Here is a 22704-nt window from a genome sequence, read left to right on the forward strand (position 1 = left end):
GCGCGGAGGACGGGGGCCCGGGATGAGCGCCGGGTGGGTGGCCGGGGTGACACGGGCCAGGGCCATGCTGAACCGCCGCGTGGGGGCCGCGGGCGCGGGGCAGGTGGCCGCGGCGCACAGCCTCGGTGACGCCCTGCGCTACCTGACGGGTACCGCGTACCGGCGCGAACTGGACGTGGAGGCGCCGCTGGCCCGGGCGCAGCGGGCGGTGGCCGCCGCCCTGCTCTGGCACCTGAGGGTGCTGGCGGGGTGGCAGCCGCGCGGAGGTGTGGAGTTGGTCCGGCTGTTCGCGGCGGAGTTCGAGATCGCCAACACCGAGGACCAGCTGCGGCGGTTGGCCGAGGGCGAGGGCGCCGGGGCGGGCCGGCCGTACCGGCTGGGCGCCTTGTCGACCGCGTGGCCGCGGCTCTCCCGGGCCCGTTCGCCCGCCGAATTGCGGGCGGTGCTGGCCGCCTCGCCCTGGGGGGATCCGGGCGGCGGTTCGCCCGCAGCGGTGGGCTTGGGGATGCGGGTCTCCGCCGCCGTGCGCTCCGTCCTGGGCCCGGCGGAGGTGGCGCGCTGGGCCGCGGGCCGACTGGCTCTGCTGATCGCCAGGGAGGTCCACCTGCTCGGCCGCCGCCTGACGGAACCCGCCGCCCGGTCCACGGCCCGGCTGCTGGGCACCGGGGCCGCCGAGGCCGCGTCGTACGGCGACTTCCGGCGGCTGCTGCCCGCCACGGCCGGCTGGGCTCTGGACGGGGTGGACGACCCCGCGGAGCTGTGGCGGGCGGAGGGCCGCTGGTGGGAGCGGCTGGAGAGCGATGGGCGGGAGCTGCTGCGCACCTCGCGCCCGGGCGCCGCCCCGGTGGCGGGGGCGGCGGCGCTGCTCTGCGTGGACGCGTGGCGGGTGCGGGGCGCCCTGGAGCTCGCCGCGCGGGGCGGTGGCAGCCGGGAGGTGTTCGATGTTCCGGGGTGAGCGGATGGCACCGGTCCGCATGCAGCGGGTGGCGGTGGTCGCACCGTGGGAGGCCCTGCGGGACACCCTGGTGGGTGTCGCCGAGAGCGGTCGGGTGGAGCTGGACCGTTCCGGGGCCGCCGGGGAGGGGGCGCCCGGCCCCGCGGGACGCCGGCTCCAGCGCCTGCGGGGTGAGCCGGTGCGCGCGGTGCTCAGCCCCGGACCGCCCGATCTGGACGCGCTGGAGCGCGCGGGCCGGGTGGATCTGCTGGCCGGCGAGGCCCAGTTGGAGGAGCGGCTGGGCAGCGCGGTGCGGCGCGGTTCGGTGGCGGCGGTGGCGGGTTGGTGCCCGGTCCGCGATGTCCGGGCGACCGCGGCGCGCCTGGCCGGTGCCGGCGGCACGCTGGTGCCGCTGCCCGCCCCGCGCGGCACCGACCCGCCCACCCTGCTGCGGGAGACCGGTGCGCTGCGCGGCGCGTTCCGCCCCCTCCTGGGGACCTACGGCACCGTTCCCTACCCCGACCTCGATCCCACGATGGCGGCGGGGCTCGCCTATGTGGTCATGTTCGGAGTGATGTTCGGCGACGCGGGGCACGGCGCCCTGCTGCTGCTGGGCGCGCTGGCACTGCGCCGGGGTCGGCCGCGACGCCTGGCGCGGCTGCACCGGTTGTGGCCGTTCGTGGCGGGGGCGGGAATCGCCAGCGTGCTGGCCGGCCTGGCGTACGGGGAGTTCTTCGGACCCACCGGAGTGCTCCCGGTGCTCTGGCTGAGCCCGCCGGCGGAGCCCCTGCGGCTGCTCACCGCCGCCGCCGCGCTGGGGGCGGGGCTGCTGGCGCTCGCCTACGCGGCCGGGATCGCGAACCGCTGGCGGGAGGGCGGGCCGTCCTCCGCGCTCTACGCGCCGTCCGGCGTCGCCGGGGCGCTGCTCTTCCTGGGTCTTGGACTGCTCGCGGGGGCGGTGGCCGCCGGAATCCCCGGGTTGGCGGCCGGAGGTGGCCTGCTCTGCCTCGCCGGGCTGGTGCTGGCCGGTTCGGGGTGGTATGCGGCGAGTTCGCACGGCGCGGGGGGCGTGGCGCAGACCGCCGTCCAACTGCTCGACATGGTGTTGCGCATCGGCTCCAACACCATCTCCTTCACCCGGCTGGCGGCCTTCGGCCTGACCCATGCCGCGCTGGGCGGGATCGTCTGGCAGGGCACGACGGCCCTGGTCGGCTCGGGTCCCGCCGGGGCCCTCGGCGCGGTCGCCGTCTTCACCGCCGGCAACGCGCTGGCCTTCGCCCTGGAGGCGCTGGTCGCGGGTGTGCAGGCGCTGCGCCTGGAGTTCTACGAGCTGTTCTCCCGGGTCTTCGAGGACCAGGGCCGCCCGTTCCGTCCGTGGCGGCTGCCCATCGAGCGAGTGGAGGCCGTACCGTGATCACCTGGCTTGTCGCACTGCCCGTCGTGCTGGCGGTGTCCGGCGCCACCCGCCTGCTGCTCCGCCGCTCCGGGCGGGCCGGACTGCGGCTGGTGGTGGCCGCGGACGCGCTGCTGCTGGTCGGCGCGCTCGTGCTGCTGCTGGTGGCGCTCGGCGGGGAGCACGCCCAGGCCGCGCCCGCCCAGGCGGCCGCGGGCCCGGGCCCGAACTCGGCGGCGCTCATCGGCGCGGCGATCGCGGTCGCCGGCGCCTCGATCGGGGCGGCCATCGCGGTGGCCTACACGGGAGCCGCGGCGCTGGCCGCCATCAGCGAGCGCCCGGAGCTGTTCGGGCGGTCCATGGTCATCGTCGGCCTGGCCGAGGGCATCGCCATCTACGGCCTGGTGGTCGCCATCATCCTGATCGGGAAGGCCTGAAGTGGCGGGCGTGGCCGCCATCGGGGAGCAGGTGAGGGTCTGCGGGTTCGCCCTGGCCGGGGTGTCCGTGTTCGCCGCAGAGGACGCGCCGGCGGTGCGCGAGGCGTGGCGGCGGCTGCCCGCGGACACCGGCCTGGTCATCCTCACCGCGTCCGCCGCGGCGGCGCTCGACCCCGCGGCGCTGGAGGGGACCCGGCCGCTGACCGCGGTGATGCCGCCATGAGCGGCCTGGCGCCTGGTACCGAGGCCGCGCTCGCACCCGTCCGGGAGGAGCTGCTACGCAGGGCGCATGCCGAGGCCGCGGCACACCTCTCCGCCGCCGACCGGGAGGCGGAGGACCTGCTGCGCGACGCCGCCGCGAAGGCGGAGGGCATCGCGGCGCAGGCGCGGCGGCAGGGTGAGGCGGAGGGGGCCTGGGCCGCTAGGGCCGTCCTGGCGGACGCCCGCCGGACGGCCGGGGAGTGCGAACTGGCCGCCCGCCGCGAGGTGTACGAGGACCTGCGCCGGCAGGTCCTCGCCCGGGTCCGCGCACTGCGCCGGGCACCGGAGTACCCCGCCCTGCTCGACCGGCTGGTCCGGCGGGCCCGGCGGCTGCTGGGACCGGAGGCCCGGGTCACCGAGGCCCCCCTGGGGGGATGCGTCGCGGTCGCCGGCCACCGCCGGGTGGACCAGACCCTGGACGCGCTCGCCACGCGGGCGCTGGAGTCACTGGGCTCGGAGGTGGAGAGCCTGTGGACACCGTGAGCACGCGGGCGCTGCCGCGCGTCCTGCGGGTGGCCGGGCCGTTGGTGGAGGTCGAGTACGCGGACGGGGTCGCCATGCACGATCTGGTCGCCCTGGGCGAGGCCGGGCTGACCGGCGAGGTGGTCGCCATCGGCGGCGGCGTGGTCACCGTGCAGGGCTACGAGTACACCGGCGGCCTGGCCCCGGGCGATCCCGCACGGCCCCAGGGCCATCCGCTGTCCGCGCGGCTCGGCCCGGACCTGCTGGGCGGGATCTTCGATGGTCTGCTGCGACCGCTGGACCGTGCCGGTGACTGGCTGGTGCCCGGCTCGGCGGGCCGGGCGGGCGCCGACTCCGGCGGGCTGAGCCGGCCGTTCACCCCGAGCGTGCGGGTGGGCGAGACCGTCACCGGCGGCGGGCTGCTGGGCGAACTCGCCACCGCCGGCCCGGTGCGGGTGCGGGTCACCGCTCCGCCGGACGGCGGCGGAGCGGTGGAGTGGATCGCGCCCGAGGGCACGTACCCGCCGGACGCGGTGGTCGCCCGGGTGGCCGGTACCGAGGTGCGGCCGACCACGTCCTGGCCGGTCCGCCGCCCGCGGCCGGCCCGCGGGCGGGTGGACGCGCACGACGCCCTGCGCACCGGCCAGCGCGTCGTGGACCTGCTCTTCCCGGTGGCCCGGGGCGGCACCGTGGCCGTGCCCGGGGGGTTCGGGACCGGCAAGACCATGCTGTTGCAGCAGATCGCCAAGTGGTGCGACGCCGATGTGATCGTCTACGTCGGCTGCGGGGAGCGCGGGAACGAGATGGCCGACGTCATCGACGAGTTCTCCCGGCTGACGGACCCGCGTACCGGCGGCCGGCTCGCCGAGCGCACGGTGACGATCGCCAACACCTCCAACATGCCGATGATGGCCCGGGAGGCGAGCGTCCACATGGGGGCCACGGTCGCCGAGTACTTCCGCGACATGGGCTACGACGTGGTGCTCATCGCCGACTCCACCTCGCGCTGGGCCGAGGCCCTGCGCGAGTTCGGCTCCCGTACCGGGGCGCTTCCCGCCGAGGAGGGCTATCCGGCCGGCCTGGCCTCGGAGATCGCCGCGTTCTACGAGCGGTCCGGGGCGGTGACCACACTGGGCGGTCGGCGGGGGTCCATCACCGTGATCGGGGCGGTCTCGCCGCCCGGCGGCGACCTCACCGAGCCGGTGACGGCGCAGACCGAGCGCTTCGTCCGCTGCCTGTGGTCCCTGGATCGGGAGCTGGCCTACGCCCGCCACTACCCCGCGCTCTCCTGGGCGGGTTCGTTCTCCCGCGACGCGGCCCGGATCGGGGCGCGCCATGCCGCGGCCGGCGATCCCCAGTGGGCCGGGCGGCGGGCGCGGATCGCCGACCTGCTGGCCGAGGCGGACCGGCTGGCGGACCTGGTGGACCTGATCGGCGTCGCCGCGCTGCCGGCGCGGGAGCGGATCAGCGTGCTGGCCGGGCGGCTGGTCCGGGAGGCGGTGCTCCAGCAGAGCGCGCTGTCCGAGCACGACGCCTACTGCGCGGCGGAGAAGACCGCCGCCCTGGTGGACGCGGTGCTGGCAGTGGTCGACCGCTGCCGGGAGCTGGTCGACTCCGGGGTGCCCGCCGAGGTGGTCGAGGACGTGGACCTCAGCCCGCTGCTGCGGGCCCGGGAGGAGGTGGGCCCCGATGACGCCGCGGGCGTGGCGGCCTTCCGGGACGCCGCGCTGTCCCGGTTGGCGCGGGTCGCGGAGCGGACGGCATGACGGCGCGCGGCGAGGTGGAGTACACGGGAGTGCGCGCGCTGCACGGCCCGCTCGCCGTGGTCGAGGGTGTGTCGGGGGTGGGCTGGGACGAGTTCGTGCGGATCGCGCTCGCGGATGGCGGGACCCGGCACGGCCTGGTGCTGGAGGTGGACCGCGACATCGCGGTGGTCCAGGTGCTGGAGGGCACCGCGGGCATGGATCCGGCGGGCCTGCGGGTGGTCTTCAGCGGCGAGCCGCTGCGGATCCCGGTGGGCGCGGGCTGGTTGGGGCGGGTCTGCAACGGCCGCGGCGAGCCGATCGACGGGGGGCCGCCGGTGTTCGGCAGCCGGCGCGCCCCGGTCTCCGGCGATCCCGTCAACCCGGTCCGCCGGGAGCCGCCGTCCGAGCCGGTACTGACCGGGGTCGGGGCAGTCGACGGGCTGACCACCCTGGTCCGCGGGCAGAAGCTGCCGGTCTTCTCGGCCGCCGGGCTGCCCCATCTGGAACTGGCCGCGCAGATCGCCGCCCAGGCCACCGCCGGCGGGGAGGCGTTCAGCGTGGTCTTCGCGGGCATGGGCCTGACCCACCCGGACGCCGCGTTCGTCCGCGGCGCCCTGGAGGAGCGTTCCGCCGCCGGCGAGCTGGTCGTCCTGCTCAACACCGCGGACGACCCGGTGATCGAACGCGTGCTCACCCCGCGCGTGGCGCTGACGGTCGCCGAGGACCTTGCCTTCTCCGGTGGACGGCACGTCCTGGTGGTGATGACCGACATGACGAGCTACGCCGAGGCGCTCCGGGAGGTCTCCGCCGCCCGGGGTGAGGTGCCCGCCCGCCGCGCCTACCCCGGGTATCTCTACAGCGACCTGGCCTCGCTGTACGAGCGGTGCGGACGGATCCGCGGACGGCCCGGTTCGGTGACGGTGCTGCCGGTGCTCACCATGCCGGCGGGCGACATCACCCACCCGGTGCCCGACCTGACCGGCTACATCACCGAAGGCCAGATCGTCCTGTCGGGTGAGGCGCACGCGCGGGGGATCTACCCGCCCGTGGATCCCCTGGCCTCGCTGTCCCGGCTGATGCGCAAGGGCGCCGGCCCCGGCCACACCCGGGCGGACCACCTCGACGTGGCGGCGCAGCTTCTGGCCGCCATCGCCCGGGCACGGGAGGTTCGAGAACTGGCCGACCTGATGGGACATGCGGGCCTGAGCGCCGCCGACCGCCGGTACCTGGACCTCGACGCCGCCTTCCTGGAGCGGTTCGTGGACCAGCGGCCCGACGAACTCCGCCCGCTCGAGGACACGCTGGAGCGCGCTTGGGAGGTGCTGCTCACGCTGCCGCGCGGCCAGCTCGCCATGCTGCCGGCCGCCTTGCTCGACGCCCGCCTCCCCGGCTCGCCGGCGCCGGAGGCGGCACCGGCCGAAGTACCGGCAGACCCGGCGTGACCAGCGGATCCCGGCTCCCCCAGGGACGCGCCGGCCGGCTGCGGCTGCGCCGCGGCCTGCGGGTCGCCCACCGGGGCGCCGACCTCCTGGAACGCAAGTCGGGCATCCTCCGTGCGGAGGAGGAGCGCCTGCGGGCCGCCGCGGACGCCGCCGACCACACCTGGCGGGAGAGCGTGCGGCAGGCCGAGACCTGGCTGGTGCGCGCCGTCCTCCTGGGCGGTCAGCAGGCCCTGGCCGCGGCCGCGGCGGGAGTGGGCGCCGCCGAGGTCGCCCTCGGCGAGACCACCTCGATGGGGGTGCGCCATCCCGCGGAGGCGGACTGCACGGTGCCCCCGCGGGCGGCCGAGGCGGCGGCTCCCGGCAACACCGCCCTGGTCCATGCCGAGAACGCCTACCGGCAGGCCGTGCGGGCGGCGGTGGAGTACGCGGCGCTGTCCGCCGCCGCTCGGCTCGTCGGTGCCGAGGCGCGGCGCACCCGTCGGCGCATCCGCGCCCTGCGCCGCCACCGGATCCCCCGTCTGGAAGAGCAGTTGGGTCGGATCGGTCAGGCCCTGGAACAGGACGAGCACGAGGACGCGGTACGCCGCGGCTGGGCCGGCCGGCGGGACGGGGAGGGCCGAGGCAGGTGACCCGAGCGTTCGCCGGCTGCGGCCCGAAGCGTCACAGTGGAGGTGGCGGAGGCCGTGGCCTGGAGGCCAGGCGCCGCCCGAACAGGAAGGAAGGCGACGATGGGCGCACGTCACACCACCGTCAGTGAGGTGATGACACGCGATGTCGTCACCGTCCGAACCGACACCCCCTTCAAGGAGGTGGCGTCCCTCCTCTCCACCCATGGCATCAGCGCCGTTCCGGTGGCCGACGAGCAGGGCGCGCCGGTGGGAGTGGTGTCCGAGGCGGACCTGCTCCGCAAGCAGATCGAGGATCCCGACCTGCCCGGCCGGGCCGCACCCTCGCAAGGGGGCGACGAGGCGGCCAAGGCGCGGGCGCAGAACGCGGCCGGACTGATGACCGCCCCGGTGGCCACCGTCCGCGCCGACTGGCCGGTCGCCGGCGCGGCCCGGGAGATGGACCGCTACCGGGTGAGGCGGCTGGTGGTGGTGGACGACGCCGACCGCATCGTCGGCATCGTCAGCCGGTCCGACCTGCTGCGTGTCTTCCTGCGGCCGGACGCGGAGATCCGCCAGGAGATCCAGGACGAGGTGCTGACCGGGATCATGCGGCTGAGCGGGGAGGACGTCCAGGTGCAGGTGCACGACGGAGTGGTCACCCTGCGCGGCGCGGTCGAGAGCCGCAGGACCGCCCAGATCGTCGAACGGCTCGCCCGGGGAGTGGACGGCGTGGTCTCGATCCGGCCGATGATCGACTACGCCGTCGACGACGTGGACGTCTGACACCGCCGGGGGACGATGCCGTCCGTCACCGCCGGCGACGGGGCGGTGGGCTGAGACCGCTCGGCAGCGGTAGCCTCGCGATGCCCGCGAAGGGCGCCGCGCTCGTGCGCTGCCCCACCGCTTACCCGCTCACTCCTTTACTCCGCGGGCCGGCCCTCGGGCAGGATCAGGGCGCAGGTCTCTCCCGGTGCGACGGTCACCGCCCGGTCGGTGAGCACCACGCGGATCGGCGTCTCCTCGGACGCCGGGACACTGACGGTCAACCTCTGCTGTTCCAGCACCATGCGGATGCCCCAGTGGCCCTGGAAGCGCAGCGCGAACCCGTACCGGGACAGCTCCGGGAGCGGGGCCGGGTCCAGGTGCAGAGCGCTCTCGCGGATCTCCAGGCCGGTCAGGCCGCGCTGTACGAGGTCCAGGGTGCCGGCCATGGCGCCGAGGTGGATGCCCTCCCCGGTGGTGCCGCCCTGCACGTCGGCGACATCGCTCTCGAGTGCTTCCCGCACGTGCCGCCAGGCGTCGCCGCGGCGGGAGCGCGCCAGGACCCAGCCGTGCACCAGGCTGCTGAGGGTCGACCCGTGGCTGGTGCGCCGCAGGTAGTAGTCGACCGTCGTCCGCCAGGTCTCCTCGTCCAGCCGGTAGCCGAGCCGGCGGAAGAGGTCGCCGAGTTCGTCCGGCGCGAACAGGTATCCCAGCATCAGGACGTCCGCCTGCTTGGACGCCTGGTAGCGGTTGACACTGTCGCCCTCCGCCTCCAGGATCCGGTCGAGCCGCCGGATGTCCCCGTACCGGGCGCGGTAGTGATCCCAGTCCAGTGCGGCCAGTTCGTGCCAGCCCGCGAACTGGCTGATGACCCCGTCGTGGAAGGGCACCCTCAGGCGCCGGGACACCTCCTCCCAGCGCTGCAGTTCCCCGGGGTCCACGCCTGCCTGGTCGAGGAGTTCCTCCCGGCGCCACGGAGGAAGGCCGCGCACCACGTCGAGGGCGCGGGCGATCACCCAGGCGGCGGTCACATTGGTGTACGCGTTGTCGTCGAGCCCTGGTCGCGCGGCGTCCGGATAGCTGTCGTGGTACTCGTCCGGGCCGACCACGCCGCGGATCCGGTAGCGGCCCGAGCCGGGGTCGAGGACCGCGCTGTCGCTCCAGAACCGGGCGATCTGCACCAGCATCTCGGCGCCCTTGGTCTGCCGGAACCGGGTGTCCCCGCTCGCCTCGCAGTACCGCCACACGTTGTAGGCGACGGCGGAGCCGACGTGGTACTGGAGGTGCGAGTGGTCCGCCAGCCAGCGGCCGGACCGCGGGTTGAGGTGCAGTCGCGGGGTCTCCTCGCGCCCGTCGCTGCCGCTCTGCCAGGGGTACCGGGCACCCCCGCGGCCGATCTCCGCGGCCGCGCGGCGGGCGCGCGGGAGCCTGCGGTACCGGTAGTCCAAAAGTGCCCGCGAGACCTCTGGGAAGTGCAGGTTGAGATAGGGCAGGACGAACAGCTCGTCCCAGAAGACATGGCCGCGGTACGCCTCTCCGTGGAGTCCGCGGGCCGGTACGCCCACGTCGAGATCGGCCGTGTGCGGCGACAGGGTCTGCAGCACGTGGAAGAGGTGGAGGCGGAGGATGCGGCCCGCCTCGCCCGGTACCGTGAGCTCCGCCCTTCGCCACAGCCCGGCCCAGGCGGCCGCGTGGGAGTGGCGCAGCGCCTCGAAGTCGGCCGCGGCGACCACGTGTTCGACCGCGGCGCCGAGCGGGTCGCTGATGGCCCGGTCGCGCGAGGTGTGCAGGGCCACGGTCTTCTCCACGGTGACCGGCTGGTCGGGCCCCACCGGGACCACGAGGTGGTCGGTCGCGCGCCGCCGTGACAGCCGGGCCTCGTGGCGGAGGGCGGGCGCGGAGTGCCGCAGGGTGGTCCGCGAGGCCAGGGCGACGGTGATCTCCGAGTCACTGGTGCGGCACCGCGACCAGAGCACGTGCGGGTCCGCCAGGCCGGTTTGCGGGTGGGCCAGGTGGTCGCGGTCCAGTGAACGGTAGCGGTGGACGTTCCCGTTGGTCACCGCGGTGTCCAAGGACGCCTCGATCTCCACCTCTCCGGCCCGTTCCAGCGGCCTGATCACGGTCCGCAGGGCGGCCAGGTGCGGATCGGCCATGTGTACGAGCCGGCACTGCTCCACCTCCACCGGCCCCGCCTCCTCGTCCCGGTACCGGAAGCGGCGGCTGAGCGTGCCCTGGAGCAGGTCGAGGGACTGCCGGTAGTCGGAGGGAGGTGTGGTGTCCGGGGAGAACCATCGGCCGCCCGGACCGCCGGCGGGCCGCAGTCCGAAGCGCAGCGGCAGCCAGTTCGGGAGGTTCACCAGATCCTCGTTGACCACCTGCCGGCCGGCCACCGCCGAGGTGAGGCGGTTGTAGCAGCCGGCGACGTAGGTGGCCGGGTAGTGCACCAGTCCGGCCCTGCACTCGGGGGCCGCGCCGCGGGTGGCGAAGTAGCCGTTGCCCAGCGTGCACAGCGCCTCGCGGAGTCTCTCCTGGGACGGGTCGTATCCGTCGTACCGCCATGTCCACTGGGTGTCGGCCATTTTCGTACTCCACCCCCTCGGGGACCGGGTCCCGTCCCGGCTGGGCCGGACCGGGTCAAAGGCCGTCTCTCAGGCGCGCCGGGGCACGATGGCCACCGGGCACTCCGCGTGGTGCAGCAGGACGTGCGCGACCCGGCCGAGTTGCAGGCCGACGCGGCCGTGACGGCGGAGCGCGCCGACGACCACCAGATCGGCGTCCGCCGAGACGGCCAGCAGGACCCGGTGGGTCGCGCCCTCCACCACGGCGCGGCGCACCTCCGTCCGGCCGCGGTCCGCCTCGGCCGCCCGCAGCACATCGGACAGCAGCTGCGCGGCGCGCGCCTCCTCCGCCTGGGCACCGCCCCCGGCCGCCGCCTCCTCCCCGGGGCGGTGGTGGACCGCGTGGCGCCAGGCCCGTACCGCTTGCAGGGGGCAGCCGCGGGCCTCGGCCTCGCCCAGCGCGAAGCGCACCGCGGAGGTGCCGTCCGAGGGCTCCCCCACCCCGACGACGACCCTTCCCCGAGGTCGCGGCTCTGCGGCCCCGCCGGCGTCGCCGGCCTCGCTGTCGCGGTCACCGCGGACCACGAAGACCGGGCAGGAGGCGTGGGCGGCCACCCCCAGTCCGACCGAGCCCAGCAGCAGCCCCGGCAGGGCCCCACGGCCCCGGGAGCCGGTGACGACGGCGAAGGCCTCCTGGCCGGCCCTCAGCAGGGCGCTCACGGGGTCCTCGGGGACGATGTCCGCCGAGACCCGCACCCCCGGGTCGCGGGCGTGGGCGCGCTCGGCGCAGGAGGCGACGATGTGCTCGGCCATCACCTGATCGGTGGGGCGCTCGGCGGCGAACGACGGGCGGATGCCCTCGTATCGCTCCCACAGGGAGGCGTGGACCAGTCGGAGCGGCAGATCATGGCGCGCGGCCTCGGCCAGCGCCCAGTCCAGGGCCCGCAGGCTGGATTCGGAGCCGTCGACACCGACGACCAAGGGGCTGTGCAGCATGTTCCCACCGCCTTCGCACGGAGTGCCGCATGGCGGGTACCCCGAGTGCGCCGGGCTACCCCACGGCTCGCGCGCGCCCCGAGGGGCGTGGGCGTGCCCGCGCGGATGGCGGCGACGCCGCTGCCGGCCTGCGTGCCCGGGCCGGTCCGGCAGCGGGCCGCCTGGTCTACCGCGGCGGGCCCGGGGGTGGCCGTGTTCCTGTCTCCAGGTCGCGCCGGACCCGGTCCGTCAACGCGGCGAGCCGGTCGGAGACCCGCGCGCGAGGGGCGACCGGGTCGGTGATCCGTCGGGCTTCCGCCGGCAGCTGGGCGAGGTCGGTGAGGAAGCGTGCCCTGGCCTCGGCCGGCGAGCCCCGCGGGGTGACGCGCCGCCCGTCCCTCATCACCGTCTCCAGCAGGGGATGCCCGTCGGCGGGTGGCGGTTCCTCCAGGAGGCCGATCACGTCGGCGTATCCGGGCCGGCGGTGGACCTGCTTCGGAGCGGGCGCGGTGACCTTGGCGGAGGAGAGCTTCATGACCGGCCTGCCGTCGTACTCGACCAGCTTGTAGGCGGAGTCCAGGTAGGGGGCGTCGGCCGCCACGCCCACCCGCGTGCCCACCGCGTAGACGTCGATCGGTGCTCCGGCACGGACCAGCCGGTCCACCGCGTACTCGTCGAGTCCGCCGCTGGCGACGATCCGTACGCCGGGCAGCCCGGCGGTGTCCAGGATCTCGCGCGCCCGTGCCGCCAGCCTCCCCAGGTCGCCGCTGTCCAACCGGACCGCCGAGCCCGGTCCCCGGTCCAGGTCGCGCAGCACCCGGGCGGCCGTGCGCACCCCCCGTTCGGTGTCGTAGGTGTCCACCAGGAAGGTCAGCGGGCCGAGGTGGGCCCGGGCGAAGGCTCGGAACGCCTCCTCCTCGGATGGGAATGCCTCCACGTACGAGTGCGCCATGGTGCCGACGGCCGGGATGCCCAGCTCCGCGGCGGCGAGGACGTTGCTGGTGCCGGCGAAGCCCACCAGGGCGCCCAGGCGTGCGATGTGGAACCCGACCTGCGGGCCATGGGTGCGCCGGAGGGAGAAATCGACCAGTGGGTGCCCGGCGGCCGCGATCACACAGCGTGCCGCCTTCGAGGCGATCGCCGTCTGGTGGCTGAGCTGGTTGAGGAGGTACGTCTCGACCAGTTGGGCGATCGGCAGCGGGGCGGTCACTTCCAGGAGCGGCTCGCCGGCCAGTACCAGGCGGCCCTCGGGGACCGCGCGGACGCCCCCGGTGAAGCGCAGGCCCAGCAGGGGAGCGAGGTCTTCCGCGGGGCGGTTCAGCACCGCGGCGAAGTCCTGGACGTCCTGGGCGGTGATCCGGTAGTCGGACAGGAAGTCCAGGGCGTCCTCCAACCCCGCGGCGACCAGGAACCCCCTGGCCGGGGGCAGGGCGCGGACGAAGAGGCTGAACGTCGCCGGGCGGTCCATGCCCTCCCGCAGGTAGGACATCGCCATGGTCACTTCGTACAGGTCGGTGGTGGTCACCCGGGACATTCGGGACCCTCTCCTTCGCCGGGGACGTCCGCGGGCGGGGCCGGGGGGGACCGCGCGCGTCCGCCCAGGTGTCAGATCTGCGGGGCGACGGCGACCGGGCACGGTGCGTGGTGGAGCACACCGTGGCTGACCAGCCCCAGGTGGAGGGTGAAGTGGCCGGTGCGGCGGTGTCCTCCCACCACCAGCAGATCCGCCTCGGACGCCGCCGCCAGCAGTGCCTGCCTCGCCGGTGCGTCCACGACCCGGCGCTCCACCGGTACGTCGGGGTATCCGCCACCGAGCCCGTCCAACGCGGCGTCGAGCACCTCCGCCGGCCGGCGTCGGCCCCCGTCCGGCGCGTCCTGGGTGGAGAACGGCCGATGCGCCGTACCGCGGAGCGGTTCCCGGCCGGCGTGCACCACCACCAGCCCGCATCCGCGCGCCCGTGCCTCACGGTGTGCGAACTCCAGCGCCGTACCGCTGCCCGCCCCGTCCTCGATCCCCACGACCACGGAGCCGAAGCGGTCGCGGCGGTGTTCCGGAGCCCCCCGCACGACGATGGCCGGACAGTCGGCGCGTCCGGCCACCGCCAGGCTCACCGAGCCCACCAGGAGCCCTTCGAGAGTCCCGCGCCCGCGCGCCCCCAGGACGACGGCGAGGGCGTTGCGGCCCCGCTCGATCAGCGCGGCGGCCGGGTCGGCGCCCCGCAGGACCTCCGACGTCAGACTCACCTCCGGAGCTCCCGAGGCGGCCCTGGCCACGGCCGTGTCGGTCAGGCCGGCGGCCGTGCCGCCCTGGTCCTCCGGGGGACACCCGCCGTCGGCGACGTGGATCAGGCACAACGGCGCCCGGTGCCACCGCGCCTCCCGCGCAGCCCAGTCCACGGCTTCCAGACTGGCTTCCGAGCCGTCGACACCGACGACGAGGGGCATGGCCACGTTCCCCGCCTCCTCGGAGGTCTCTCCAGCAAGAATTCCCCCTTCGCCTGCTATGGGGCAAGTCAGCCGGGGTACTCGCGACAGGCGCCGACACGCGGTCCGCCACGGCCGGCGGTGGGCCGTGCTCCGGCCGGGCTCCCCCGAGGACAAGGACATCGCATGGAAGACATCGTCACCGTCGGCCTGGACGGCTCGTCGGAGAGTCTGTCCGCGGCGCACTGGGGCGCCGCGGAGGCGCACCGGCGCGGCTGGGCCCTGCGGCTGCTGCACGCCTGGGTCCTGCTCGCCCCGGCGCCGCGGGGCGCTTCCTCGGACCGGGACCAGAACTACTGGGCGGACCGGATCGTAGGGGACACCCGCGATCGGCTCCAGCAGCAGTATCCCGAGCTGTCCATCGTGCCGGACCTGGTCGCCGACGAGGCGCCACGCGCACTGCTGGGCGCGGCGGCAAGCTCGCGGATCCTGGTGCTCGGCTCCCGCGGCCTGAAGGCCGTGGAGGGCTTCTTCCTCGGCGACACCAGCCTGTTCGTCACGGCCCGGGCGGAGCAGCCGGTGGTGCTGGTCCGGGCGGTCCCCGAGCCGGCCGCCCTGGACGCGGGAGCCCAGACCGGCGGCGTGGTGGTCGCGTTGAGCCTCCACGGAGGCGGCGACAGCGTGCTGCGCTTCGCCTTCGAGGCGGCGGACTCCCGCCGGGCCCCGCTGCACGTGGTGCACGGCACCAACCTCCCGATCACCGCGTACACCCCGTGGGGAGTGGACACGGAGACCGTCGGCGAGGTCCGGCAGGAGGCCCAGGACCTGGTCACGGCCGCGCTGCTGCCCTGGCGGGACCGGTATCCCCAGGTCGAGGTGGTCGACACGGTACGGCTGGAGAGCCCCGCGCGCACGGTGACCAGGGCGGCGGAGCACGGCGGCCTGCTGGTCGTCGGCCGCCGCCGGCACCGGCCGCCCCTCGCACCCCATCTGGGCCCGGTCGCCCACGCCGCGGTGCACCACGCGGCCTGCCCGGTGGCCGTCGTACCGCATGACTGAGTCCACCGGACGGAACGGAGTGGCACCATGCGCGCGCTTGTCTACGACGGCCCCGGCGACATCAACTGGCGCACGGTCCCCGAGCCCGTGATCGAGGCGCCCACCGACGCGATCGTGCGGGTCGAGGCCACCACCATCTGCGGAACCGATCTGCACATCGTCAAGGGCGAGTTGCCGGAGGTGCGCCCCGGTACCGTGCTGGGCCACGAGGCCGTGGGCGTCGTGGTGGAGACCGGTCCGGAGGTGCACGGCACCCGGGTGGAGTCGCCCGTCATCGTGTCCGCCGTGTCCGCGTGCGGGAACTGCCCGTACTGCCGCGACGCGAGGTACGGGCAGTGCCAGGGCGGCGGCGGACGCCTGCTGGGCAGGGAGATCAGCGGTACCCACGCGGAGTACGTCCGGGTGCCCTTCGCCGACCACTCCACGCACCCGCTGCACGGCAACCTGGCCCGGGACGACGCGGTCCTGCTCGCCGAGGTGCTGCCCACCGCCTACGAGGTCGGCGTCCTCAACGGGCATGTGAGCCCCGGCGACACCGTCGTGGTGGTGGGCGCCGGACCGGTGGGCCTGGCCGCCGTCCTGACCGCGCAGATCCACTCCCCCCGCCGGACCATCGCCGTGGACCTCTCCCCCACACGGCTGGAGGCCGCCGAAGGCCTCGGCGCCGACGCCGCCGAACTCCCCGGCGCCCTGCTCGCCGACCTCGCCGACGGCCCGGGGGCCGACGTGGCCATCGAAGCCGCCGGCACCCCCGAGAGCTTCGTGCTCTGCACCCGGGCCATCCGTCCCGGAGGGCACATCGCCAACATCGGCATGCACGGCAGGCCCGCCACCTTGCACCTGGAGGCGCTGTGGCGGAAGAACGTCACCATCAGCACCGGCCAGGTGGACACCTCCTCCATCCCCACGCTGATGTCCATGCTGTCCGCCGGGCAGTTGCGCGCCTCCCCACTGGTCAGCAAGCACCTGCCGCTGGAACGGATCGAGGAGGCCTATGTCTCCTTCGCCGCGGGGCCCACCACCGGGCAGCTCAAGGTGGTGCTGGACGCCGGCTGACGCACCGCGGCTCGCCCCGGCGGCACGAGCGGGCACTGGCACCGCTCCTGACGGGGGATCACGGACACCGGTCGGCCACCTCCGCAGGCTCACCACCGGGGATCACGTTCGGGAGGAGCCCGGTGCTCCGTGCGTAGGATCGGGGGCCGATATCGGTTCCGTCACTGCCGGAGGTGGCCAGGTGCGCGAGTTCCAGCGGGGTGCGGTGCGGCTGCACATTCTGCATCACGCGGCCGAGGAGGAGGTCCACGGCGCGTGGATGACCGAGGAACTGGCCCGCCACGGCTACCGGATCAGCCCCGGCACCCTGTATCCGACGCTGCACCGGCTGGAGGCCGACGGGCTGCTGGTCTCCGAGCAGCGAGTGGTCGACGGCCGCGCGCGGAGGGTCTACCGGGCCACCGAGGCGGGGCGGCGGGCCCTGGCGGAGGACCGGCGGGCGCTGAGGGAACTGGCCCGTGAGGTGCTCGGCGACGAGGTGCCCTGATCTCCCGTACCGCTGTGTCGGCGGGGGTGGCGATGCGGCGGGGACCAGGGCGGGCATCGGATGGGGCCGTACCGGGGGATCCGGTCGGGCGAGGTCAGCCCCGGGCGGCCAGGGCGCGGCGCAGACCGTAGACCGCGGCGCCCGCGGCGATCACCGCGGCCCCGGAGACGACCGAGGACACCGGCAGGGCGAAGGCGAGGCCCAGGCAGCCGGCCGATCCGACGGCGGGGACCAGGCGGTGCGGGCGGCCCTCGCCGGGGGTGAGGGTCCACGCGGAGGCGTTGGCGACGGCGTAGTAGACGAGGACGCTGAAGGAGGAGAACCCGATCGCCCCGCGCACGTCCGTGGTCGCCGAGACCGCGGCCACCACGGCGCCGACGAGGAGTTCGGCGCGGTGCGGCACCTTGTGGCGGGGGTGGACGGCGGCCAGGACGTGCGGCAGGTGCCGGTCGCGGGCCATGGCCAGGGTGGTCCGGGAGACGCCGAGGATCAGGGCGAGCAGGGAGCCGAGCGCGGCGATCGCGGCCCCGGCGCGGACGACGGGGGTGAGCCGGTCGGCGCCGGCCGCCCGTGCGGCCTCCGACAGCGGTGCCCCCGCCTCGGCCAGCCCCTTCGGCCCCAGCACCGTCAGGACGGCGACGGCCACGACGGCGTACACGACCAGGGTGATGCCCAGCGCGATCGGGATCGCCCGTGGGATCGTGCGCGCGGGGTCGCGCACCTCCTCGCCGAGCGTGGCGATGCGCGCATAGCCGGCGAAGGCGAAGAACAGCAGGCCCGCCGCCTGCAGCACCCCGCCGACCGTGGTGTCCGAACCCACGTCCAGCCGGCTTGCGTCCGCCGTACCGGAGGTGAGGGCGGCGGCCACCACCGCGGCCAGGACCGCCAGGACCACCGCGACGATCACCCGGGTGAGCAGCGCGGACTTCCGTACCCCGGCGTAGTTCACCGCCGTCAGCGCCACCACGGCGGCGACCGCGACCGCGTGCGCCTGACCGGGCCAGACGTACGAGCCGACCGTGAGGGCCATCGCCGCGCAGGAGGCGGTCTTGCCGACCACGAAGCCCCACCCGGCCAGGTAGCCCCAGAACGCCCCCAGGCGTTCCCGGCCGTAGACGTACGTACCGCCTGACGCCGGGTACCGGGCGGCCAGCCGCGCGGAGGAGGTGGCGTTGCAGTACGCGACCACGGCGGCCAGGGCCAGGCCGAGCAGCAGGCCCGAGCCGGCCGCGCGTGCCGCCGGGGCGAGCGCGGCGAAGATCCCCGCGCCGATCATCGATCCCAGGCCGATGACCACCGCGTCGGACACACCGAGCCGGCGACGCAACTCGTCCGGTACGCCACCGGCGGTCGAAGGCTTGCTCATGGGCACACTCCTCAGCGGCGGGCGGCCCCACCTGACGGGTCCCGATATCGGCAGACGATATAGGGCCGCATGACCGCAGGGAATCGCACGGCCGCCGGGCGAGGCCGCGTGACCCAGCCGCGCGACCGGCCACAACGGTCCCGCGGGGCTTCGGGCTTGTCCCGGAGGTGCCGGTAGGAGCTGGAGGCATCGGCCCCGAGCGCCGCGGCGGGCTTGCGCACACCGAAGGACTCGGCGTCGCTCGTGCGCCGCGTCTTCCCACCGTGCCCGGGATCTCCTCGGTCGACCCATGTCGCGGCCTGCCATCGCACCCTTCTCGTTCCCGTCTCCCCCAGCTGCGATTCAGCGATGCACTTGCTGTTGCACGCAGTGCGTGCATAATCGTGTCACAGCTTGCCGACGGCCGGACCCAGGGGTCCCGCGGTCGGCTGCACCGCATGATCCGCGCCGCCCCTGGCACACATGACCGCCACGACACGCCCCGCGTCCGGGGCAGGGAAGAGGGAGACATGAGCGAGGTCACTGCCGCCCAGCGACCGCCGGAGCCGGACTGGTCCGCACTGACACCCGAGGGACTGGCCGCCTACGCAGAGGCGGAGAACCGTTTTCGGGCATCCGACGCGGCCCGGGCCGTCACCGGGGACCCGGACCCCGGCACCGCGATCCGCTGGGAGGAGGTGGCGCTGCCCGGCCGTGAGGTCCCGGTCCGGGTGTACCGTCCGGCGTCCGCGACGGACGGCGAGAGCCTGCCCTTGGTCCTCCATGTGCACGGAGGGGCGTTCGTGGGCACGGCGGTGCAGTGCGACTGGGCCAACAGCCACCTCGCCGCCCGGTTGCCCGCGCTCGTCGTCTCGGTCGAACACCGCCTCCTGGCCGAGGACAGCCCCCTCGCGAACGCCGTGGACGACGGCTGGGAGGTGCTTGAGCACGTGGTGCGGCACGCCGCGCGATGGGGCGTCGACCCCGCGCGGGCGGCCGTGTTCGGCGAGAGCTGCGGCGGGCTGATCAGCGCCCTGGCCGCCATACGGGCCCGGGAGGCCGGCCTGCGGCTGCGGGCGCAGGTCCTGGTCAACCCCGCCACCGACATGACCGAGACGATGTTCGATCACGCCTCGGTCGCCGAGCACGCCCACACCCCGACCCTCGCCATGCCCCAACTCCGGCTGTTCCAGCGGCTCGGCGTGCCTCCGGGGAACGACCCTCGCGAAGTGTCGCCGCTGTACGCCGAGGACCTGGGCGGGCTGGCTCCGGCGCTCGTGGTGGTGCCGACCCATGACCCGATCGCCGACCACGGCCGCCGCTACGCCGAACGCCTGGACGCGGCCGGGACGCCCGCGCGGCTCACCGAGTACCCGGGCGCGGGGCACGCCTTCCTCGCCATGCCCGGGGTGGCGGCGCAGGCCGAACCGGCGCGAGCGGAGATCCTCGAGTTCCTCCGGGCCTCCCTGGCGGGATGAGCCGAACGGGACGCGCTCCGATGCCGGGGGGCACCGCATGAGCCGCGGGCCGTCGCAGCGGCGTGGACGGGGCTCACCCGCACCGCCATCACGACGGTCGCGCCGTACGGGGGACCTCGCCTGACAGGCTGTCGGCTCGTTCGACCGCGGGCGAGCGAGCGGGCAGGACCGTCCCGATGGCGCCGCCGTATCCGCAACCCACCGCGGAGGCAGCCGGGTTCGGGGCGGGGCCGCGGGGGCCGAGGTGCCCGCGCCGGCGGGGCCGGCCCCGCTGCGGGGAGGTCTCGGCGCTGCCGGCGACGCGGAGGCCGATGCCCCGCTTGCTGAAGCATTGCCGCAGGTGAACGTGGTCGTATTCTTGTCGCCGTGCAGCCCCAGGGGGAACCGTCCACTGATCACATGGTCGTCTGCGGGGACGACGCGCTGGCGCACCGTCTCGCGGCGGAACTCAGCGAGGTCTACCGTGCGCGCGTGACCGTGGTGATCCCCTCCGGGATCCCCGCGTGGCAGCCGCGGGGCGTTCGCGTCGGAAGCTCCTCGCGGGCAGGGGTGCGCGCCGCGGCGCTGTTCGGGCGACTGACCGCCGCGGTCGGCCGGGTGCCGATGCCGGCGCCGGCGGCCGACATGGACCGCCCCGCGTCCGGCGCGGCGGTACGCGTCCTGCAGCCGGCCGGGGTGGATGACGAGGTGCTGGCCGCGGCGGGGGTGGCGCAGGCCGCCGCCCTCGCCCTGGTCTTCGACGATGACGAGACCAACATCCACCTCGCCATGCGGGCCCGGCGCCTCAACCCGCGGCTGCGTCTGGTCATCCGGATGTACAACCGCAAGCTCGGTCAGCACCTGGAAGAGCTGCTGGACCAGGCCGCCGCCGTCGCCGACCAGAGCCTGGACCCGGCGGAGGCGGACGCCGCCACCACCGTCCTCTCCGACGCGGACACCGCGGCCCCCGCCCTCGCGGCCACCGCGGTCGCCGGCACCCGCAAGGTCATCCAGGCCGACGGGCTGCTGCTGCGCGCCGCCGAGCGCACCCCGCCCGCCCCCTACGAGATCGCCGACCCGGGCCTGTGCACCCTCGCCCTGCTCTCCTCCACCAGCAGCGACCCAGGCGGCGCCGAGGGCTCGGACAGCAGCGGGGACGACGGCTCGCGGCTCCTCCCGGACGACCGCGAGGTCGCCGCCGCCACCGGACGCGGCACGATGGTGCTCGAAGCCGTCTCCCGCACCGGCCCGCCGCTGCCGCCCCGCCGGCTCACCAGCCGGGGGATACCGCTCGCCTCGCTCTTCTCCCGCCGTCTGCGCTGGTCACTCGCCGGAGTCGCGGCGGCCCTGGTGGCGCTGGCCGTCATCTCCTGGGTGGTCACCGGAGACCATCCCCTGCACGCCGGGTACCTGTCGCTGCTGGACCTGCTCGCCATCGGCGACCCGGCGGTCGACGAACCGAGGGGACGGCAGATCCTCCAACTCCTCACCGGACTCACCGGCCTGCTGCTCCTGCCGGTCCTGGTCGCCGCCGCGCTGGAGGCCCTGGGCACCTTCCGCACCGCCTCCGCGCTGCGCCGCCCCTCGCGCCGGCTCTCCGGCCATGTCGTCCTGCTCGGGCTCGGCAAGGTCGGCACCCGCGTACTGGCCCAACTGCGCGAGCTGGACATCCCGGTGGTCTGCATCGAGGAGGACCCCGAGGCGCGGGGCGTCCCGCTGGCCCGACGCCTCGGGGTGCCCACCGTCCTCGGTGATGTGACGCAGGAAGGCGTGCTGGAAGCCGCCAAGATCGACCGCGCCCACGCCCTGTTGGCACTGACCAGCTCGGACACCACCAATCTGGAGGCGGTCCTGTATGCCCGCGCCGTCCGGCCCGACCTGCGGGTGACCCTGCGCCTGTACGACGACCGGTTCGCCACCGCCGTCTACCGCACCCTGCGCGCCACCCACCCCCAGGCCCTCACCCGCAGCCGCAGCGTCTCCACCCTCGCCGCGCCCGCGTTCGCGGGGGCCATGATGGGCCGCCAGGTCCTGGGCGCCATCCCCATCGAGCGGCGGGTGCTCCTCCTGGCCGCCCTCCCCGTCGCGGGGAACCCACGGCTGGAGGGCCGTACCGTAGCCGAGGCGTTCCGGCCCGGTGCCTGGCGCGTCATCGCCTTGGACGCCGCCGCCCCCGCCGACCGGCGGCCCGACCTCGCCGCGACTCCGCACGAGGGCGAGCATGCCGCGCGGAGTCTGCGGTGGGACCTGAGCCCCGACTACGTCCTGCGGCCCCAGGACCGAGTGGTGCTGGCCGCGACCCGGCAGGGACTGGGCGAACTGCTCGGCCGAGCCCCCCGCCCGCGGGGCACGCGCGTCTGAGCGCCGCGCGCGCCACGCCACCGGGCCCGCCGCGGCCCCCTGCGGGAGCGAGGGCCTGAATGGCGCGGGCTCCGCCGATCCCGGTGCTGTCGGTGCCCGGCGCTAGCGTCCGGCGCATGAATCGCGATCGACGCCCCATACGCCTGCCCCGCGCGGACGCCGCCGCCCCCGTCCTGCGGACCGACTTCACCGACCCGGCGGACTGGAACCGCCTGCTGACCGCCCTGGAGACGCCCGTCACCTTCGAGGAGGGCTCGCAGGACATGAACGACTACGACCGGGCGGTCTCCTATGTCGTCCCCATCGACAAGGAGGCGTACCGGGGCCTGCTGCCCGAGGCGGTGCTCGCCGCGGCCCCCGCCACCGGCCATGACCTGCCGTACGACCACCTCTACCTGGCCGACGCGGAGACCTTCGCCGCCGAGGACCTGCCGCTGCTGGGCATCGACCTCCATGTGGACGAGGCGGATGACGAGCCCTGGCCGCGTGTGGCACCGTTCCGCGTCCCCGCCCTGCGTGTGGCCGGGGTGGAGATCAACGACAGCATCGCCAACCTCTTCTTCCGCGAGTACCACGACACCGACTGGTCGGACTCCGGGGTGCACGCGGCGGGCCCCGGGACGGCCGTGTACGAGGAGTACCGCCTGATGGATCAGATGGATCAGGACGAGGGCTGACGGGGGTCGAACGCACGCCAGGCCGCCCCCGCACACCAGGGGGCGGCCGCTCTGCCGTAAGGACACGGCCCGGCGAGGGCGGGAGCGCCGGCGGCCGCGCGCCCCGCGGGGCCCCCTTGAGTTCTAGTGGTCGTCGCAACACCCCACCTCAAGGGGCGCGATGGACTTCGAGGTCCGCAAGGTTCGTAAGGCTCAGGGGCCCAAGAAGCGGCGGCGAGAACGGCGGCGTGCGGGCCGAGGGCGTCGGCGAGGACGCCGGCC

At 75.3% G+C, this 22704-nt stretch carries 20 protein-coding genes; 15 read left to right on the forward strand and 5 right to left on the reverse strand.

Annotation, left to right across the window (positions count from 1 at the left end; all coding sequences use genetic code 11):
- The 9 genes from E4099_RS07125 to E4099_RS07165 all read left to right on the forward strand — a co-directional run.
- A partial coding sequence (locus E4099_RS07125; protein WP_342451907.1) for a hypothetical protein occupies positions 1 to 955 on the forward strand: 955 nt, incomplete at its 5' end.
- 4 nt (positions 956 to 959) lie between these two features.
- Positions 960 to 2348, forward strand: coding sequence for a V-type ATPase 116kDa subunit family protein (locus E4099_RS07130; RefSeq protein WP_245244650.1), 1389 nt, complete (start codon positions 960 to 962; stop codon positions 2346 to 2348).
- The gene (locus E4099_RS07135; RefSeq protein ID WP_135338093.1) at positions 2345 to 2764 is read left to right on the forward strand and encodes an ATP synthase subunit C; all 420 of its coding nucleotides are present in this window, start codon (positions 2345 to 2347) and stop codon (positions 2762 to 2764) included. The genes E4099_RS07130 and E4099_RS07135 overlap by 4 nt, the downstream gene beginning before the upstream one ends.
- A 10-nt stretch (positions 2765 to 2774) precedes the next feature.
- Positions 2775 to 2987, forward strand: a complete 213-nt coding sequence (locus tag E4099_RS07140) for a V-type ATP synthase subunit F (protein WP_245244651.1) — start codon at positions 2775 to 2777, stop codon at positions 2985 to 2987.
- Complete coding sequence (locus E4099_RS07145) at positions 2984 to 3508, forward strand: hypothetical protein (protein WP_135338095.1); 525 nt, start codon at positions 2984 to 2986, stop codon at positions 3506 to 3508. The genes E4099_RS07140 and E4099_RS07145 overlap by 4 nt, the downstream gene beginning before the upstream one ends.
- The gene (locus E4099_RS07150) at positions 3496 to 5253 is read left to right on the forward strand and encodes a V-type ATP synthase subunit A (RefSeq protein ID WP_245244653.1); all 1758 of its coding nucleotides are present in this window, start codon (positions 3496 to 3498) and stop codon (positions 5251 to 5253) included. Before E4099_RS07145 ends, E4099_RS07150 begins: the two co-directional genes overlap by 13 nt.
- Positions 5250 to 6674 carry a V-type ATP synthase subunit B gene (locus tag E4099_RS07155; RefSeq protein WP_135338097.1) on the forward strand — a complete coding sequence of 475 codons (1425 nt, stop codon included), beginning with the start codon at positions 5250 to 5252 and terminating at the stop codon, positions 6672 to 6674. Before E4099_RS07150 ends, E4099_RS07155 begins: the two co-directional genes overlap by 4 nt.
- On the forward strand, positions 6671 to 7303 hold the full coding sequence (locus tag E4099_RS07160) for a V-type ATP synthase subunit D (protein ID WP_135338098.1): 633 nt from the start codon (positions 6671 to 6673) through the stop codon (positions 7301 to 7303). The genes E4099_RS07155 and E4099_RS07160 overlap by 4 nt, the downstream gene beginning before the upstream one ends.
- A gap of 99 nt (positions 7304 to 7402) precedes the next feature.
- Complete coding sequence (locus E4099_RS07165) at positions 7403 to 8065, forward strand: CBS domain-containing protein (protein WP_135338099.1); 663 nt, start codon at positions 7403 to 7405, stop codon at positions 8063 to 8065.
- A gap of 137 nt (positions 8066 to 8202) precedes the next feature.
- Here the strand turns inward: E4099_RS07165 and E4099_RS07170 are convergent, their stop codons facing one another.
- From E4099_RS07170 to E4099_RS07185, 4 genes are all read right to left on the reverse strand, one after another.
- Positions 8203 to 10623, reverse strand: a complete 2421-nt coding sequence (locus E4099_RS07170; RefSeq protein WP_135338100.1) for a glycoside hydrolase family 65 protein — start codon at positions 10621 to 10623, stop codon at positions 8203 to 8205.
- Positions 10624 to 10692: 69 nt separating this feature from the next.
- Complete coding sequence (locus E4099_RS07175; RefSeq protein WP_209446546.1) at positions 10693 to 11598, reverse strand: universal stress protein; 906 nt, start codon at positions 11596 to 11598, stop codon at positions 10693 to 10695.
- A 166-nt stretch (positions 11599 to 11764) separates the two neighbouring features.
- Positions 11765 to 13111 (reverse strand): nicotinate phosphoribosyltransferase, encoded by a 1347-nt coding sequence (locus E4099_RS07180; RefSeq protein ID WP_135338101.1) that lies wholly within the window; start codon positions 13109 to 13111, stop codon positions 11765 to 11767.
- 71 nt (positions 13112 to 13182) lie between these two features.
- On the reverse strand, positions 13183 to 14022 hold the full coding sequence (locus tag E4099_RS07185) for a universal stress protein (protein WP_342451908.1): 840 nt from the start codon (positions 14020 to 14022) through the stop codon (positions 13183 to 13185).
- Between the two features lie 165 nt (positions 14023 to 14187).
- On the opposite strand from E4099_RS07185, the gene E4099_RS07190 reads away from it, so the two are divergent.
- The 3 genes from E4099_RS07190 (at position 14188) to E4099_RS07200 (ending at position 16603) form a co-directional block, all read left to right on the forward strand.
- Positions 14188 to 15060: a universal stress protein gene (locus E4099_RS07190; RefSeq protein WP_135338103.1), complete on the forward strand. Its 873-nt coding sequence runs from the start codon at positions 14188 to 14190 to the stop codon at positions 15058 to 15060.
- A gap of 27 nt (positions 15061 to 15087) precedes the next feature.
- Complete coding sequence (locus E4099_RS07195) at positions 15088 to 16116, forward strand: alcohol dehydrogenase catalytic domain-containing protein (RefSeq protein ID WP_135338104.1); 1029 nt, start codon at positions 15088 to 15090, stop codon at positions 16114 to 16116.
- A 181-nt stretch (positions 16117 to 16297) separates the two neighbouring features.
- On the forward strand, positions 16298 to 16603 hold the full coding sequence (locus E4099_RS07200; protein ID WP_135338105.1) for an Rv3488 family transcriptional regulator: 306 nt from the start codon (positions 16298 to 16300) through the stop codon (positions 16601 to 16603).
- A 94-nt stretch (positions 16604 to 16697) separates the two neighbouring features.
- On the opposite strand, the gene E4099_RS07205 is transcribed toward E4099_RS07200, so the two are convergent.
- Positions 16698 to 17969, reverse strand: a complete 1272-nt coding sequence (locus E4099_RS07205) for an APC family permease (protein ID WP_135338106.1) — start codon at positions 17967 to 17969, stop codon at positions 16698 to 16700.
- Between the two features lie 509 nt (positions 17970 to 18478).
- Between E4099_RS07205 and E4099_RS07215 the strand changes: the two genes are divergently transcribed.
- The 3 genes from E4099_RS07215 to E4099_RS07225 all read left to right on the forward strand — a co-directional run bounded on the left by E4099_RS07215 (position 18479) and on the right by E4099_RS07225 (position 22443).
- Entirely contained in the window at positions 18479 to 19426 is a 948-nt protein-coding gene (locus E4099_RS07215) for an alpha/beta hydrolase (protein WP_135338107.1), read from the forward strand.
- Positions 19427 to 19825: 399 nt separating this feature from the next.
- Entirely contained in the window at positions 19826 to 21766 is a 1941-nt protein-coding gene (locus E4099_RS07220; protein WP_135338120.1) for a potassium channel family protein, read from the forward strand.
- A gap of 116 nt (positions 21767 to 21882) precedes the next feature.
- Positions 21883 to 22443 carry a DUF6924 domain-containing protein gene (locus E4099_RS07225; RefSeq protein ID WP_135338108.1) on the forward strand — a complete coding sequence of 187 codons (561 nt, stop codon included), beginning with the start codon at positions 21883 to 21885 and terminating at the stop codon, positions 22441 to 22443.
- Positions 22444 to 22704 lie beyond the last annotated feature (261 nt).

Origin of the sequence: Streptomyces palmae, assembly GCF_004684805.1 — a bacterium.
Lineage (GTDB): Bacteria > Actinomycetota > Actinomycetes > Streptomycetales > Streptomycetaceae > Streptomyces > Streptomyces palmae.